General features: G+C 49.4%; 14 protein-coding genes. 12 read left to right on the forward strand and 2 right to left on the reverse strand.

Going from position 1 to position 16243, the window contains the following annotated elements:
- Positions 1 to 4: 4 nt before the first annotated feature.
- Positions 5 to 1819: a sensor histidine kinase gene (locus ACWGXJ_RS02575; RefSeq protein ID WP_452566099.1), complete on the reverse strand. Its 1815-nt coding sequence runs from the start codon at positions 1817 to 1819 to the stop codon at positions 5 to 7.
- Positions 1820 to 2027: 208 nt separating this feature from the next.
- On the opposite strand from ACWGXJ_RS02575, the gene ACWGXJ_RS02580 reads away from it, so the two are divergent.
- From ACWGXJ_RS02580 to ACWGXJ_RS02590, 3 genes are all read left to right on the forward strand, one after another.
- On the forward strand, positions 2028 to 2909 hold the full coding sequence (locus tag ACWGXJ_RS02580) for a carbohydrate ABC transporter permease (protein WP_025721893.1): 882 nt from the start codon (positions 2028 to 2030) through the stop codon (positions 2907 to 2909).
- Complete coding sequence (locus tag ACWGXJ_RS02585; RefSeq protein ID WP_061829999.1) at positions 2910 to 3746, forward strand: carbohydrate ABC transporter permease; 837 nt, start codon at positions 2910 to 2912, stop codon at positions 3744 to 3746.
- A gap of 85 nt (positions 3747 to 3831) precedes the next feature.
- The gene (locus tag ACWGXJ_RS02590; protein WP_023986792.1) at positions 3832 to 5127 is read left to right on the forward strand and encodes an ABC transporter substrate-binding protein; all 1296 of its coding nucleotides are present in this window, start codon (positions 3832 to 3834) and stop codon (positions 5125 to 5127) included.
- 82 nt (positions 5128 to 5209) lie between these two features.
- Here ACWGXJ_RS02590 and ACWGXJ_RS02595 read toward each other — a convergent pair whose 3' ends face one another.
- Entirely contained in the window at positions 5210 to 5749 is a 540-nt protein-coding gene (locus ACWGXJ_RS02595) for a dihydrofolate reductase family protein (RefSeq protein ID WP_446675052.1), read from the reverse strand.
- A 107-nt stretch (positions 5750 to 5856) separates the two neighbouring features.
- On the opposite strand from ACWGXJ_RS02595, the gene ACWGXJ_RS02600 reads away from it, so the two are divergent.
- From ACWGXJ_RS02600 to ACWGXJ_RS02640, 9 genes are all read left to right on the forward strand, one after another.
- Complete coding sequence (locus ACWGXJ_RS02600; RefSeq protein ID WP_452566100.1) at positions 5857 to 6810, forward strand: helix-turn-helix transcriptional regulator; 954 nt, start codon at positions 5857 to 5859, stop codon at positions 6808 to 6810.
- 157 nt (positions 6811 to 6967) lie between these two features.
- Complete coding sequence (locus ACWGXJ_RS02605) at positions 6968 to 10093, forward strand: DEAD/DEAH box helicase (RefSeq protein ID WP_452566101.1); 3126 nt, start codon at positions 6968 to 6970, stop codon at positions 10091 to 10093.
- Positions 10094 to 10113: 20 nt separating this feature from the next.
- Positions 10114 to 10839 carry a phosphoribosylglycinamide synthetase gene (locus tag ACWGXJ_RS02610; protein WP_452566102.1) on the forward strand — a complete coding sequence of 242 codons (726 nt, stop codon included), beginning with the start codon at positions 10114 to 10116 and terminating at the stop codon, positions 10837 to 10839.
- A gap of 151 nt (positions 10840 to 10990) precedes the next feature.
- A complete protein-coding gene (locus ACWGXJ_RS02615) occupies positions 10991 to 11896 on the forward strand; it encodes a M15 family metallopeptidase (protein WP_452566103.1) in 906 nt (301 codons plus the stop codon).
- Positions 11897 to 11986: 90 nt separating this feature from the next.
- Positions 11987 to 12544: a hypothetical protein gene (locus ACWGXJ_RS02620; RefSeq protein ID WP_231109444.1), complete on the forward strand. Its 558-nt coding sequence runs from the start codon at positions 11987 to 11989 to the stop codon at positions 12542 to 12544.
- Positions 12544 to 12882, forward strand: a complete 339-nt coding sequence (locus ACWGXJ_RS02625) for a hypothetical protein (RefSeq protein ID WP_023986799.1) — start codon at positions 12544 to 12546, stop codon at positions 12880 to 12882. The genes ACWGXJ_RS02620 and ACWGXJ_RS02625 overlap by 1 nt, the downstream gene beginning before the upstream one ends.
- A gap of 1 nt (position 12883) precedes the next feature.
- Positions 12884 to 14317: a glutathionylspermidine synthase family protein gene (locus ACWGXJ_RS02630; protein WP_452566104.1), complete on the forward strand. Its 1434-nt coding sequence runs from the start codon at positions 12884 to 12886 to the stop codon at positions 14315 to 14317.
- A 95-nt stretch (positions 14318 to 14412) separates the two neighbouring features.
- On the forward strand, positions 14413 to 14826 hold the full coding sequence (locus ACWGXJ_RS02635; protein ID WP_069290986.1) for a DUF350 domain-containing protein: 414 nt from the start codon (positions 14413 to 14415) through the stop codon (positions 14824 to 14826).
- A 227-nt stretch (positions 14827 to 15053) separates the two neighbouring features.
- On the forward strand, positions 15054 to 16130 hold the full coding sequence (locus ACWGXJ_RS02640; RefSeq protein WP_069290987.1) for a Gfo/Idh/MocA family protein: 1077 nt from the start codon (positions 15054 to 15056) through the stop codon (positions 16128 to 16130).
- Positions 16131 to 16243 lie beyond the last annotated feature (113 nt).

Raw genomic sequence — 16243 nt, forward strand, 5'->3', positions numbered from 1 at the left:
TAGATCACTCTCCCTTAATATGAATTTCTGCAGGGGCTTCAGTGCGAATTTCGAGTGTATAACGGACACCATGAGGCAGGATGTTGTCTACGCACAGGGTGTTGGAACCATCCTCCGAGTGAAGCTGAATACGCAATAGAACATTACGAAGGCCAATGGAATCCTGCTCGCTAGTGTCCGGCTCTTCGTAGGCTTTCAGCGGACGTTTTAACATATGCTGGAGCTGCTCCAATTCGGCCTGTGGAATGGAAGTTCCGTTGTTTTCCACGGTTATTTTCACAATGCCTTCCCGGATTCGGCTGCCTGTAATGCGAACTTCACCGGGCCCCAGCCGGGGATCGGCTCCGTGTTTAAAGTAGTTTTCCACCAACGGTTGGAGAATCATTTTAGGCACCCGATCATTCAGGACCTCATCTTCCCACTGGTAAGTGACCTCTAATTGCTCACCGAAGCGTTCCTTTTGTAAATCAAGATATTGTTTTACATGTTCGGCTTCTTCCTTGAGTGTAACGACCGTATGGTCCCGCATGTTATAGCGCAGCATTTTGGCAAGGGAAGAGAGCAGAGAATAAATCCTCGGCACTTCATGCTGTAGAGCCAGGGTTCCAATCGATTGTAGCGTATTATATAAAAAATGAGGATTAATCTGTGCTTGAAGCGCTTTCAACTGATGTGTCTTATTAGCCAGCTCCAGCTTGTATTCCCGCAAAATGAGGTTATTGATGGTATCCATCATCTGTCTGAAACGGCGCGACAGTACTCCGATCTCATCGTTACTCATAGCCCGAATGTCTACATCCAGTTGACCGGACTGAATCTGGTTTATGTAGCGAGTCAGTCGCTTAATAGGTTCCGTGATTTTTATCGAAATCCATAACGTGGCCACAATGACAAGTAGCAACGCTGCGCCTGTAATGACCGCATTAATCTGAGTCAGGCGGGTAGCCCGTAAATACAGCGTACGATGTGGAATTTTCTTGACGAGCGTCCAGCCTGACAGGTTGGCATCCAGCTTGCCGTACACGTGCAGTGCCGTATCATCCTCAATCACTCCGTGCTCGCCTTCTTTAGAAATTCGATTGAGCAGGTCAGATTCCTTCCAGTGTGTTCCAATCGCTGCTTCTTTTCCGCTATATATGATTGTTCCGTTCCGATCGATCAAAAACAGCTCCTCTGTATCCGCATCATACAATTGACGGCAAATACTGCGCAGCGGCTCCAGATCAACATCTATAGCCAGTACCCCAAGCGTCTCTGAGGCAGGAATGTTCCGAATCGCCCGATGAAGTGTAAATACCTGCCGCTTTGTGCTGTGCTCCGCATAGGAAACCGCCGAAAAGCCGTACAAATGCTTCATGTGCGAAGGCTGTATGAATAGTCCGGTAGGGCCGTAATGAATAGAACCAGTAAAGGGCTCCAGTCGGAATTCCCGTAGCGGGACTGTACTGGTAATCAACGTGGATTGCCCAGCCTCAAAAGAATGCAAATACACTTGGTCAATGCCTGACGAAGCATTCATCATCGTTTGCAGTGTGGTGTAAATTTCAGCGACGGCCCGGTAATCATCCGGAATTTTGGCCAGATTACGCAGAAAATGGGGGTCATTATAGACTCCGATGGACGCCCGATTCAGTCCCTGTAAATAGTTATCCAGATTCGTAATTCCCTGAAAAATAAGCCGTTCATTTTCTTGTGTGGCCTGCTCCCGCAAGGATTGCTTGGTGAGAACGAAGGTCATAGTCATCGACAGCAGCAGCGGCAGAGTGACCGCAATGAGCAAAAACCAGATCAGGCGGGAACGAATACTGTGAAATTTCATGCAGTGAGCTCCTTTCACAATTCAAGGCGAGCCAGAGGTCAATATTTTCCCCCCTAATGGTTCACGATCCTACGTGTTCTCCAGAGCGCTTATTCGACATAATGAACATGTGAATCGCATATCCGTACGGCCCAAGCATCATGCTGCTGGAAGAAAGCCGTAAGGGAGCGTTCCAGACACCAACAGACAACAAAAGGGGGGGATCGGATTGAATCGCGCCAAGTCGTCGCAATGGCTCCAGCAATGCATTTTTGTAGGGCCGTCGACGTTATTTTTCGTTATCATTATTGTAATCCCTTTTATGCTCGGAATGTACTATTCTTTTACAGAGTGGAATGGGGTAGCCAATGAGGCAAAGTGGGTCGGGCTGGATAATTTCAGTCACATTTTATGGAATGATGACAAATTTGGGACAGCGTTCTGGTTTACGGTCCGTTTTACGGTGGTAGGAGTGGTGGCTGCGAATATTTTTGGCTTTCTGCTGGCGTATTTTCTAACCAAACCGCTGAAAACAAAAAATGTACTCAGGACCATCTTTTTTATGCCTAATGTGATTGGAGGTCTGTTGCTGGGCTTTATCTGGCAGTTTATTTTCGTCAAGGGATTTGCAGCAATCGGAGAGAGCACGAACTTGTCCTTCTTCAACCTGTCCTGGTTGGGAGATGAGATCACGGCCTTCTGGGGTATTGTAATCGTGTTTATCTGGCAAACTGCCGGGTATTTGATGGTTATTTACATCTCTTCCCTAACCAATGTGCCCCGCGATATGCTGGAAGCAGCCGAAATTGACGGAGCAAGCCGGATGCAAATTTTGCGGTCGATTATACTTCCTTTGATCATGCCTGCCGTTACGGTATGTCTTTTCCTGGCGATATCATGGTCATTCAAAATGTTCGATCTCAATTTGTCACTGACCAAAGGCGGTCCCTTCGGGTCCACAGAGTCGGTTGCACTCAATATTTACAATGAAGCGTTTGTGAATAATCGTTATGGGCTGGGAACAGCTAAAGCGCTCATTTTCTTTATCATTGTTGCTCTGGTTACGAGCCTTCAGGTACGACTGACGAAAAGTCGGGAGGTAGAAGCGTAAATGGAAACAAGCAAGCGCTACCGCTTTGGAACATGGGCGACCGAGATGGTGATGATCCTCGTCGCATTGTTATTCCTCGTCCCGTTTTACTTTTTATTCGTGAATTCGGTCAAAAGCTTTGGTGATCTGCTCACCGATTCTGCGGCCTGGCCACAAACCTTTGTATGGAGCAACTATGCTAGAGCGTGGAGCATCACGCGTTTTCCCGAAGCTTTATGGAATTCACTTATAGTTACGGTAGTTAGTAATCTACTGCTCGTACTGATCAGCTCAATGGCTGCTTACCGAATGGTCCGGCGTCCGACGCGTTATAATCGAGTGTTGTTCAGCCTGTTCGTAGCTGCCATGGTCATTCCCTTTCAATCGGTGATGATTCCTTTGGTCAAGGTTGTAAGTACACTGGATTTAATGAACAGTATAAGTGGTCTGGTAATCTGTTATCTGGGATTCGGAGCCCCTATGTCGATCTTTCTCTTTCATGGATTCGTCAAAGGTGTGCCAGTCGAGGTGGAAGAGGCAGCTACGGTGGACGGCTGTACGCCTTACGGAGTGTTTTTCCGAATTGTGTATCCGTTGATGCTACCGATGATGGTAACTGTTATTATTTTAAATACGCTCTGGATTTGGAATGATTATCTCCTGCCTTCTCTGGTATTGCAAAAGGCTGAACTGCGCACGATTCCGATTGCGACCTATGCATTTTTCGGACAATACACGAAGCAGTGGGATTTGGCTTTGCCTGCTCTGGTGCTGGGCATCTTGCCAGTCATCGTATTCTTTCTGGCCATGCAAAAATATATTATACAAGGTATTATGGCTGGTTCGGTCAAAGGTTGAGTGTGGCGATGAGCTGAAAATGTACACGGTGTGCCACTCCCAAACGGAGGACACTTTGAAATTTAGAATAGAAAGGAACATAAAAATGAAAACGCATACTTTTAAAAAGAAAGCTCAAGCACTGATCTTGCTTCTCGCGGCCTTTGCCCTGGTTTTGGCAGGTTGTAACAGCAGTGGCGGACAAAACGCAGGTAAAGAGGAAGTGAAGGAAAAAACAATTCACATTTTTCAGTTTAAGGTAGAGATTGCAGAAGCACTAAATCGCATGAAAGCGGAATACGAAGCGTCTCATCCAGGGATCAAGCTCGATATTCAGACCGTGGGCGGGGGCAGTGACTATGGAGCGGCGTTAAAGGCGAAGTTCGCCTCCGGGGAGCAGCCGGATATTTTTAACGTAGGAGGTTACCGCGAGCTGGATACGTGGCTGGAATATTTGGAGGACCTGTCTGACCAGCCTTGGGTTGGCGATGTGGTCGATGTCGCCAAAGAACCGATGACCAAAGACGGCAAACTGTATGGCCAGCCGATGAATCTGGAGGGATACGGCTTTATTTATAACAAGGATTTGTTCAAGAAGGCGGGGATTACGGAGACCCCTAAAACATTGTCCGAACTGGAGGGCGCTGCGCAAAAGCTCCAAGCCGCAGGGATAACTCCATTTTCTAATGGATATCAGGAGTTTTGGGTGCTGGGCAATCATTTGCTGAACGTGGCATTTGCCAATCAGCCGGACCCTTCGGCCTTCGTCAAAGGACTAAATGATGGAACAGCAAAGATTCCGGGCAACGCTGTATTCGCCGAGTGGGTTAAGCTGTTCGATCTGACAATGAAGTATGGCAATTCGAAGCCGCTCACGACCGATTACAACACACAGGTAACGAACTTCGCCACTGGAAAGGCTGCCATGATGCAGCAAGGGAACTGGACTCAGGTCCAAATTGACGGTATTAATCCGAAGCTGAATCTGGGTATTTTACCTATGCCGATTGGTGAAGACGCAACAGCCGGAGATAAGCTGTTTGTAGGTGTCGCTAACAACTGGGTAGTTAATAAAAATTCGACTGTCAAACCCGAGGCGAAGGAGTTCTTAAACTGGATGGTGACATCCGAGCAGGGTAAAAAGTATATCACCAAGGAATTCAAGTTTATTCCAGCGTTCAAGAGCATCGAAGGGGCAGAGGCTGATATGGGCCAACTGGGTGCGGAAGTGGTGAAATACAGTAAGGAAAACAAACTGTTGGGCTGGTTCTTTAGCCGCTATCCTGAAGGAGCACAGCAAGAATTCGGAAGTCAGATGCAAGCTTATGTGGCAGGTAAATCGGATGCCGGGAAGCTATTCGAGGATTTCCAGAGAACATGGGATAATTTGAAGACCAAATAATGAACAAAAGCACGCGATAAAGCCTTCATATTTCAGGGAGATTGCATGATCCTGAAATATGAAGGCTTTTCTGTAAACAAAATTATAAATGGTAATGGAGCAGAGCGATATCCCCACGGCGTTCTATTTCTTTGAGCTTAAATGTACTTGGTAGCGTTCCTTCTGGAAATAACGGTATTCCTTGTCCAAGCACCTTGGGAATGATCGCAATGATAGCCTTCTCCAGCAGTCCAGCTTGTAAGAAGGCCTGAACTAACTGGCCTCCACCGACTAGCCATACCGCACCTTTCGATTGTTCTTGTAGACGTGGAACCAGTTCAGTCAGAGCTTCGTCCGTAAATGTAACATGTGGCGCTTGCTGTTGTTCCGTTAATGCTCGTGTGAGCACATAGCATGGCTTGCCAGCATAAGGGAAATCATCTGAGAGCTTCAACACTTCCTCATACGTCAGCCTGCCCATCAGCACTGTACCTACGGTGTCGTAAAAGTCGGCATATCCATTGTCCCCGCCATCCCCTTTAACATCATACAGCCAGTCCACCGAACCGTCCGGCAAAGCTATATACCCGTCGAGACTCATGGCAATATACAGCACAACTGCGTTTGATTTCAAATCTTCCATAGTTCATTCACTCCTTTCTATTTCCTAATGTTACAATGTATTTATGACATAGTATGTCGTAGTTAAAACGGTCATTTAAAATTAATTTTGGATTCGAGGGGTACCTTATGAATGAACGCAGAATTGCTCTTATGAGGATACTGGATTCCCGAAAAAAATATACGGCGCGTGAGCTGGCTGAACGTTTTGGTGTCTCTGTCAGGACAATACAAAGAGATCTCGGCTATTTGCAGCAGACCGGGTTACCCCTTTATACCGAAATGGGTCCTCATGGCGGGTATCGGGCACTCCCCAATCGGCTTCTTCCTCCCCTTCATCTTGCTCGCGACGAGGCTCTGGGTCTTTTCCTCATGCTGCAACTGTTGGAGAACATTCCAGATATCCCTTTTGGCTCGGTTCGTGGACATTTATCCGAGCACTATTATGCCGAGCTTCCACAGGATGTGCAGGACAGTATTGATCAATTAAAGGAGTACATTTCTTTTCGTATGCTACCCACTCACGCAGAGTCACCCTACACCTCAATCATTTTGGAGGCTGCGTTGAATAAGCGCCGGGTGAACATGCATTACCGCTCCGCTTCCGGTGAAAAGTGGACTGAAGTATATCCGATTGGACTGTATTTTGATCACGGATATTGGTACATGCCAGCGCATAGCAGAGACCGCATCATTCTGTACCGTTCAGATCGGGTGATTACAATAACGATGCTGGACGAAACCTTGGACAGCCTTCCCTCACTTCAGGAATGGTTGGCTTCGGAGGATTCCCGTATAGGAATTCCGTCCAAAATAAAATTTACCGCATTGGGTGCCAGGCTGGCTGGATCAGATGCCCTCTTCCAAAATGTTTCCCATCAAGAAGGGCAGGGTCAGGAATGGTACGGATATATTCCGGTCGAAGAGTTTAGATATGTGTCCCGACTTTTGCTAAAATACGGGCCAGAGGCCGAGGTCATATATCCGAAAGAGCTACGGATGAGGGTCAAGGAATTGCTGCAAGACAGCCTGCATCCTTATCTGAAGGATGCAAAAGCAGATGATGAAGAAAAAGACAATTAATCCTGTAAATTGATTCTCTTATGTATAGTTAATCACATGAATATTTAAGGTTATTAACTTATGACTTTCCATTTATTTTTGTGATAAAGTTTTGAAAAGAGCCCGTTTTCGTATATGATGAAGAGTAATAATTCAAAAGGCTGGACGGGAGACAGATATGAATCAACCGCTTTATGGAATATGGCTCGGAGATGTGTTTTTTTGCTTTTCTGGTGAGACGTCGGAACCACGTATTGATGCGTGGAGCAGTGTAATCCGCAGGCTGACGCTAAAGGGAGACCTTCGGCCGTTTCGGCAGGCTGCGTTGCGTCTTGCTGAGGTACGGATACCGAACACTGCTCGTGTGGAAACCGCGGGCAGAGGTGGCAAAAGACGTTCCATGTTGGGGCGTACATTGGAGGGTTTGGCGCTGGAACCGCGCGAGACGATGGCACTGCTGACCCGCATGGACGAGAAGGGCTGTGCGGCATCGGGCATTACGCTGGGCGAGGAAATGCAATATTGGCAAAAAGCCGCTTATTTTGCGCTAGAGCTGATGCAGCGGGGCGAAATTGCGCCATCGCTTACAGAGGCGCGTCCATCGGGACCGCGTCGTCGTGGTCCGGAAGCGGCTGTCGGGGTGTGGATTCCTCGACTGTGTCAAGAGGAGGACATACGCCGCTTTCATGAGCTGGCTGCTGCGATGCCAGCTGTTTGTATGGCAGCTCCGGCCGTTTTTGCGGGTAAGGAGCCTGAAACACGCGAGGATGCAGCTGGAATCGTACTGTACTCCTTCTTGTGTGCGGTCATCCATGCGGAAACGACCGCGGTGCTGGCAACATCAGACCGTGAGCTGGGTCGATATCGCGCAGAGTATCGGCGCGGAGGATCGCCGCTGGCAGAGCTGTGGTGGAACAGTCTGCTGACAGGTTCCCGCCCGGTGGCGATTCAGGGAACGCCAGCGGAGATGGAGGAGCTGGTGCTTCAAGCGTCCTCTCTTGAGGGAAGCGCAATGCCTGTCACGGAACGGGAAGACAAGGAGCCGATAGAAGGGCAACTGCGGTTGTGCCTTCGTTTGGAGCCTTCCCTGGAAGAGAGTGTCAAGGATTGGCGCATTACCTTTTGGGCAGAAAGCGATGCTGAGCCAGGGTTGCGACTGCCTGCTCTGGCACTGTGGGCGCATCCTGAACGTGATCTGGTTCGAGGCGAAATTGTATATCGTCAAGTGCAGGCGCAACTGCTAATGAGGCTCGGACAGGCGGCTGAAGCGGCACCTATATTGCAAGAAGCGTTGAATCGTCCTTATCCCGAGGGGCTGACACTGGAGCCAGAGTTGTTCTTCCGCTTCCTGACGGAAGCCGTTCCTGCATTACAAAAGAACGGTATCACCGTGCAAATGCCTTCACGCTGGAGCCGGGAGGGCCGAAGACGTGCAGGCTTGCGGCTCAAAATGCGTTCGACAGAGCAGGGTGCCAAGCCAGATGGTGTGATTGCCGATACATCGTCTGTCGGCATTAACCGCATGATTTCGTTTGATGCCGAGGCGGTGCTGGGTGATACGACTTTGACGATGGAGGAACTGGAAAGCATCGTCGCGGCCAATTTGCCGTATGTACGTCTCGGAGGGGAATGGATCGAGGTCGATCCCAAGGAAATCCGTCAGGTGCTGCGCTTTATCAAGCGCGGGGAAAACGGTGAGATGAGCTTGTCCGAATGGATGCATCTGGCTGCAGAAAATGAAAGTGCAGGCGAGGCCTCATGGAAAGGCTTGTCCATCTTTGGCGCGGAATCCGCCGGATTGCTTGCGTCTTTGGCTGAGGGTGGCGTACTCCGTTCGGTAGAGCTGCGGCCTGTGCCGGAGACACTGCACGGCGCATTACGGCCCTATCAAGAGCGCGGCTTTCAATGGCTGGCTGCGATGCGCGGATTGGGCTTTGGCGTCTGTCTTGCGGACGACATGGGGCTTGGTAAAACGATTCAGGTCATCACCTGCCTGCTCGACGGTGGCATCGGCGCAGATGATCAACGTCCGGCGTTGATCATCTGTCCGACGTCCTTGCTCGGCAACTGGCAGCGCGAGTTGAAGCGTTTTTCACCGGATTTGTCGCTGTATATTCACCATGGCAACCAGCGACTCCACGGTGAGCTGTTTCAGGAAAGTGTACGTGAGTATGATATCGTCCTCACTACCTATCATTTGGCGGGCCGGGACGGCAGCGATTTATCTGCGGTATACTGGTCCTCCATCGTGTTGGATGAGGCGCAATATATAAAAAATGCACGAACAAAGCAAGCACAAAGCGTCATGAAGCTGTCTGCTCCACACCGGATTGCCATGACAGGTACTCCGGTAGAAAATCGGCTGAGCGAGCTGTGGTCTATTTTTCAATTTCTGAATCCAGGTTACCTCGGTACGGCGTCTTCGTTCCGCCAGCGTTACAGTCTGGCGGGAGAAGAGCGGGGGTCCGCGTTGCGCGAGCTTCATCGGCTCGTCTCCCCGTTCATGCTGCGTCGACTCAAAAGCGACCCAGATATACGCAAGGATTTGCCAGAGAAGCTGGAGTTGAAGTCCTACTGTGTACTGACACCAGAGCAGGCCGGATTGTATCGGGGCGTGGTGGATCAATTATTGGGAACACTGGATGGGCAGATCGGTATGGCTCGCAAAGGGCTTGTTCTGTCTTCACTGACCAAGTTGAAGCAGATTTGTGACCATCCGGGTCTGATCATTCCGGGTCGGGCTGATAGTGGTAAAACGGAAAACTCGGGCAAAATGGAGCGACTGCTGGAATTGGTAGAGACGATTCGCGAGAACGGCGAATCGGCGCTGATATTCACCCAATATGTGTCGATGGGAGAATTGCTGGTCTCTCGTTTGGCCAAAATCTTCGGGGAAGAGCCGTATTTTCTACATGGAGGACTGGCGAAAACCAGACGAGATGAAATTGTTCACAACTTCCAGCAGGGAGAAGGCCCGAATATATTCGTACTTTCCCTGCGTGCAGGTGGCGTGGGTCTGAACCTGACACGTGCCAGCCATGTCATTCACTATGACCGCTGGTGGAATCCAGCAGTGGAAAATCAGGCGACGGACCGTGTATTCCGTATTGGTCAAAGCCGCAATGTACAAGTGCACAAGCTGATTTGCCAAGGTACACTGGAGGAGCGGATCGACGAGCTGATCGAGAGCAAAAAGGCACTTTCCGAGCAGGTTGTCGGCTCTGGTGAACATTGGCTCACCGAAATGTCTGATGATGAATTGCGCGGTCTGATTGCGTTGCAAAATGATGTATGGATTGAGTGAGCAGAGAAAGGATGAAGGCGATGACGAGGCCGCGAGTGAAGCTAAAAGTAACTGACGGTCAATGGATAGCGGAATTAGACGGACATGGGTTGGAAGGCGAATCAACGGGTGTACCTTCCACACATGCTGTCAAATGGACTGGCCCAGCGCCTGTACTGAACCCCGAACAGCGAAAAGCATGGCTGGAGCAGCTAAAAGCAGATCCTTTGGACATCTACCGTTTTTTGCAAGGGAAAAACTGTCTATCGCTGGATGAGATCGTTCAGCTAGCAGCTGAGACAGCCACTTCTAGCACGGAGGATGGCGTGGGTGTAGTCGACAAGGTGAAGAAAGCTCTTCAAATCGGTCTGGAAAGCGAGCCGCAGACCTGTCTAGAACTGATCGGAATGACACGGGAAGAGCTACTGGAGTATGTATTCAGTGCTTGGGCCGGGGAGTTATCCCATGTGCAGGGGACATCCCCTGCGCTTGAGTCTACCTCGCGGCCAGAGGGCGGACGCAGCGGATCGGCAGCGATTAGCGAATGGATTGCGGAGTCTGCCGCAGAAGGAGCATTGCATCGTCCGGGTGCGGGCTTTCATGCAATTGAGATTCGTCTGCCGCAGAAGCTTGCTCCTAAGAAGGAAGCGGATATTACAGCTTTGCTGCCGGGTTTACCCCGTGCGGCAGAGGCATTAAAACTCATACGTGAACGGGTAGCTGAGCGGGCCCGAGCTGCAATCCCGCAAAAACGTCATACTCCGTAACAATTCGGGTATATACTTCCCTTTTCGAGTCTATTCGCCTTCATCGAACGGGATAATGGCTTCGAAGAGTGCCAAAAGTTCAGTTACAATGGGGAAACGGAAAAGTCACAGCAAGTCATGCATCAAATGCAATATTGGAGGAGATACCAGCATGAAACGACATATACAACAGACGCGAGCATCTAAGCGCTGGACCAAAGCGCTCATTCCGGGGCTGATCCTGCCAGGGCTATTACTGGCAGCCTGCCAGCAGGGAGGATCAGGTGGACAGGAAAGCGAGCCGTTGAAGTCATCTACAGCGGTACAGGAGAATGTACAGCCTTCCGACCAGCCGGATGCGGGCAATGGCAGCACTAGCGCTGGACAAGCCTCTGCGGGTACAGGAAGTGGACAGGCCGACCCTGTGATGGCGTTGCGAAGCCAGAGTGCGCTGCAAGCCACGGTTAAGGAAGAGGATGGAACTGCGATTGTCACCAATGCGACTTCTGATACAGTCGTTGTGAACAAAAAGCGTAGCTTGCCTGTAGGCTATGTCCCCGATGACCTGGTGGAGCCGCAGGTGCCTTTTTCCTTCGAGGGAACGCATGAAAAACGGCATTTGCGTAAGGAAGCGGCAGAGGCACTGGAGAAGCTGTTCGACGGTGCGGAAAAAGACGGTATTGAGCTGCGTGCGGTATCGGGATACCGTTCCTATAAGCGTCAGGTATCTATTTTCAACAACAATGTAAAGACAAAGGGACAGGAATATGCCTCTAAAGTTAGCGCTGTACCGGGTACGAGTGAGCATCAGACAGGTTTGTCCATTGATGTATCCAGTCCAAGCGTGGGTAATGTGCTGGAGCAGTCCTTCGGAGCTTCCAAGGAAGGCGAATGGCTGGAAAAACATGCACCGGAATACGGATTTATTATTCGTTATATGAAGGGTAAGGAAGATGTGACCGGCTATGTGTACGAGCCTTGGCATATCCGTTATGTGGGAATAGACATTGCGGAGGATGTAGCCAAGCAGGGGATGACGCTGGAGGAATATTTCGACGAGAACAATATCAAGCTGTAGCAGTGAAAACCAAGCCGTAATCCTTGAGATTGCGGCTTTTTGTCGTGTTTTTCTTCCAAATTGAACCTTTTCAAGGTAGAATCTCGTATAGTGAGCGACGACATAAGCGCTTTGATTTGTTGCAAACCTCATGACAGAAGCGTACAGGAAGGGAAGGGAATCATCATTTATTATTCATTAACGTATCGCGAATGGTCGGAAGACACTCAAAAGGAACTGCGCAGCCTGACACGGGAATCCGTATCGGGAGATGAGTTGTTTCTACGCAAGCTTGTAGACGCTACGCGTCTCCATGACAAACTATGGTCGCATATATCGAATGAAAGTGAGGAACATACGGATCATTCCGTCTATGTGACTGAATTTACAGGGGAACGTGCAAAGCCTTACGGTGCATCCATCACAGACCTCGTGCTTGCCAGTGAGGGAGGTTACACTTCCACATACAGTGCAATGTACTGGATATGGCATGAACCTGCATTCCGTAGTATGGATCAGCGGGAAGGTTCGGTATTTACTTTGGAGTTGGCCCAACGGCTATTAGATCACTATACAGTACTGGGTGGCAAAACATATGAATTTATATATTCGGTACTGGACCCTCAGCTGAAAAAGGTACATCTGTTTGTGAAGGAGGTCGATCTGTGATGGAGCATTCTTGGGAAAAGATGAAATCCAAGCCCGGCTCTCGTACACGGATGGCGGCCTTTGCCCTGATGTTGGCTGTCCCAGCTGCTCTGACGGGGTGCGGTGACGACGAGTATTATGACTGCGATGAGCTTCCTGTATCGGAACAAACGGCGTGTCGGGATTCAGGCAGCAGCGGGTATTACTATGGCGGATCGACTTATTATAGTGGAGGCTCCTCATACCATAGCAGTCGTTCATCTTCCAGCTCATACCGCAAAAGCTCATCCTCATCTTCCAGCTCACACAGCGGTTTTGGCAGCAGCGGCTCACGCAGCGGCTTTTTCTCTGGGGGTTAAGATGAGCATGCGTACGATTCGGCAATTGCCTTATGAACATGATGAGCTTTTTAAGGGTGAAATCAGCCGTACCATCCCGTATCACCGCATGTATGGCAAATCCTATTGTGTGCCGGCCTTAACGGTATATCGGGAAAGCGAGCTGGCAGAGCTTCAGGTTGCTTCTGAGGCGGTACATCGTATTTATCGCAAGGTTCAGCAATTCGTTCAGCGCTATATGCCGGATGAATACCTGGTGGAACGGTTGGGGATTCATCCGGGCTTGCTGCGTGCTGCACGTATGGAGGCCGAGCCGGATGGGATAACCCGCCAGGACTGGATTGTGGGGGAAGCGGGTATCAAGTGCATTGAGAATAACACCGATACCCCAACCGGGATTCCCGAGGTGGCTTATCTCGAAGGAAAGCTGCTGGAGGTGCTGAGTAGGGATGGAATGTCGGAGGATGACAATGAACTACATGGACCCTCATCTGGAATGGACGAGGCGATTCAGTCTGCCTTGACGGAGCTCATTCATTTTTATAGTCGCAAGGGATTAGGGACAAAGGTGTATTTTGCTTGCTATGACTGGCACATCGAGGATCAGACCAACACCAAATATATTATGCATTTATGTGAACAAGCCGGATTCGAAGTCGTTTATGCTCCTTTGGAAGAACTGGAGATTATCCCGAATGAAGGATTGTATCACCGGGGAGAGCAGATCCACATTCTCTATCGCCTGTATCCGCTGGAATATCTAATTGATGACCGGGAAGAGAATACGGGGCTTGAGGTGGGGCAGGCGCTAATGGATATGGTGGCAGACGGGAAAATAGGATTAATCAACCCGCCGCAGCATATCATTACCCAGAGCAAAGGGTTCACCGCAACCGTGTGGTCACTGTATGAGCGAAATGAGCAAACACCAGAGTTCTGTGGCTTTCGTTTGTTTGACGATCGCGAGCTGGATGTAATACGAACCTACCTGCTGCCTACGTATTTTGAGCCCTCGGTGTTTATGCAAAATAAAGAGCCTTATGTGGCAAAAGGTATATGGGGACGGGAGGGTAAAGGGACGCACTTGATTGAACATCCTCAATCCGAGGAGATGCTGAAAGGCGCCTTGGGAGAGGTTGAACCTGCGGAGATTGACAACCCTGATCTGCTTCACCAAGCTGACGCTCCACGAACGCCTGAGCAGGAGGAAGCCGCACATATTGCCGCTTATTACGAGGGACAGCCTAAGATTTATCAGCGGCTGTGGCCGATGCAGAGTGCAGAGGTACAGACCGACGAAGGATTATTTCATGGCTATGTGTTAACAGGTATATTCGTGATTGGGGGGCGTTTTGCTGGTGTCCTGCCGCGAATCGGTGAAAAGGTAACAGGTGATATGGCCTACTATTGCGCCGCCGCCGTTGCCACCGCACCTCCTAATCCGCATGTTATATAAGCTGAATTAAAAAATGTACAATATCCGAACTTATCTGTTCATTTTCACAAGTGAGGATTTGGCAAAATCCTGAAGTATCATAAGGAGGAAGAAAATTGGACTCTTATATCAGTTTGGGGAACGCATTGGGCAATGTAGGTGTCGGCCTGCTTATCCTATTTGCCATCTTAATCGTAGGTTATTTTGTGTTCAGTTTGCTGACACGTTATAACGATAATCAAGAAATCGCACGCGGCAATGAGGCGGCAGGCATCTATATGGGTGCAAAGCTGCTAGGTCTGTGTATTATCGTGGGGATGGTGTCGTACAGCAGTCATTCATGGCTCGAAATGCTGACATGGTCGGCCGTAGGCATTGTAGTATTGTGTTTGGTCTATGTGATTTTTGATCTGGTGACGCCGCGTACCAAGGTGTGCGAGGAAATTGCCAAAGGCAATGTGGCTCTGGCACAGCTGCTGCGCTCGATCATCGTCGGGGTGTCTTTTGTCGTAGGTACATTTTTGATGTAGTCGATATAGAGAAGGAATATCAAGGATCTGCAATACCGGATAACGGAGCTGCAGATCCTTTTTTTATGGAACATTGCATTCACTGGCCGGCATCAGACTGTTGAATTGAAGGTTGCAACGATCACTTCCTGTGGGGACTATTCTATAAAGCAACGGGTGATACTGCATAGCAAAAGGAATTTGCTACAGAGTTCAAACCAAATAGAAGAGAAGGGAATTCTGAACATATGAGTACCTCCACCTCCCCAACCAAACAAATTCGGATGGGTATCATTGGCCTGGGTCTTATCGCTGAATATCACATAAGATCACTGCACAGCATCTCGGGGGTATCTATTGTGGCCGTTAGTGATGTGAATCCCAATCGCCTTCAAGCCATCGGAGAACAATTGCAACTGCCTGCTTCCAAGCGGTACGCCCATTATGAGGCATTAATCCGTGACCCAGAGGTAGATGCGATTCTGTCGCTGACACCCAATGATGTGCATTTTGACATTATTCGTATTGCGCTGGAAGAACACAAAGCTGTACTGGCAGAAAAACCATTGACTCTCACATGGGAGGAAGCGGATCAGTTGAAAAAGCTATATACAGCGAATCCGGTGCCTTTGCTGGTTCACTATAAGCATCGCTACGGCGCGGCCTTCCAATATACCAAGCAACTGCTGGATGAGCAAAAGCTGGGCAAAATCTATAACATTCAATTTCGTTATCTAATGGATGCATTTGCGCCGTATCGTCAGCATCCGTATACATGGCGTCACAATTTGGCCAAGGCTGGTTCTGGGGTAGTGGGAGATACAGCCTCACATATCATTGATCTGGCCCGTTTTCTGGTGGGTGAATTTAAAAGTGTCGCAGCGCTGCTACATACCATTACACCCGAGCGGTTCGATCCGATCACGGGACTGCCTGTAAAAGTGGATGTGGAAGATCTCGCTGCCTTTCATGGCATCGTAGGCGACAATACCGTGGGAACCTTTATCACTCATAAAAATGCCATCGGCATACGGCACGATATCGAAGTCGATATCTATGGAGAACTTGGTACGCTGCACGCCAGCCTCAATAACCCGGAAAGTATCCGCATTGTGCTGCGTGACCTGGAACACCCGGGTGCCGAATACGAGAGTTGGGCTGTCCCTGCAATCTATAATCATACGGCCTATGAAGATTTTGTTGAGCTGGCAAGGGGAAAGTCTGTGGATCGTGCTCCCTTATTCGAGGACGGCTACAAAAACCAGTGGGTACTTGAGAAAATACTGCAATCCTGGAAAGAGAATGGACGTTTAGTAGAAATGTAGGGATGTGAGGGGAGTCGCTGAAATTCCAGCAATGACAAAGAGTATAAACATGCTGTGACCCGCAAGAGGGTTCCTTGGAAAGAGCAGCCATCTTGCGGTTTAGCAATTCAATA

It is taken from the genome of Paenibacillus sp. S33 (genome assembly GCF_053615415.1).

What these genes read in the sequence shown, in the direction of transcription:
- ACWGXJ_RS02600 (WP_452566100.1), top strand. Translation starts at nt 5,857, where the DNA reads ATGAATGAACGCAGAATTGCTCTTATGAGGATACTGGATTCCCGAAAA.
- ACWGXJ_RS02615 (WP_452566103.1), top strand. Translation starts at nt 10,991, where the DNA reads ATGAAACGACATATACAACAGACGCGAGCATCTAAGCGCTGGACCAAA.
- ACWGXJ_RS02585 (WP_061829999.1), top strand. Translation starts at nt 2,910, where the DNA reads ATGGAAACAAGCAAGCGCTACCGCTTTGGAACATGGGCGACCGAGATG.
- ACWGXJ_RS02590 (WP_023986792.1), top strand. Translation starts at nt 3,832, where the DNA reads ATGAAAACGCATACTTTTAAAAAGAAAGCTCAAGCACTGATCTTGCTT.
- ACWGXJ_RS02625 (WP_023986799.1), top strand. Translation starts at nt 12,544, where the DNA reads ATGGAGCATTCTTGGGAAAAGATGAAATCCAAGCCCGGCTCTCGTACA.
- ACWGXJ_RS02640 (WP_069290987.1), top strand. Translation starts at nt 15,054, where the DNA reads ATGAGTACCTCCACCTCCCCAACCAAACAAATTCGGATGGGTATCATT.
- ACWGXJ_RS02605 (WP_452566101.1), top strand. Translation starts at nt 6,968, where the DNA reads ATGAATCAACCGCTTTATGGAATATGGCTCGGAGATGTGTTTTTTTGC.
- ACWGXJ_RS02610 (WP_452566102.1), top strand. Translation starts at nt 10,114, where the DNA reads ATGACGAGGCCGCGAGTGAAGCTAAAAGTAACTGACGGTCAATGGATA.
- ACWGXJ_RS02630 (WP_452566104.1), top strand. Translation starts at nt 12,884, where the DNA reads ATGAGCATGCGTACGATTCGGCAATTGCCTTATGAACATGATGAGCTT.
- ACWGXJ_RS02575 (WP_452566099.1), bottom strand. Translation starts at nt 1,819, where the DNA reads ATGAAATTTCACAGTATTCGTTCCCGCCTGATCTGGTTTTTGCTCATT.
- ACWGXJ_RS02595 (WP_446675052.1), bottom strand. Translation starts at nt 5,749, where the DNA reads ATGGAAGATTTGAAATCAAACGCAGTTGTGCTGTATATTGCCATGAGT.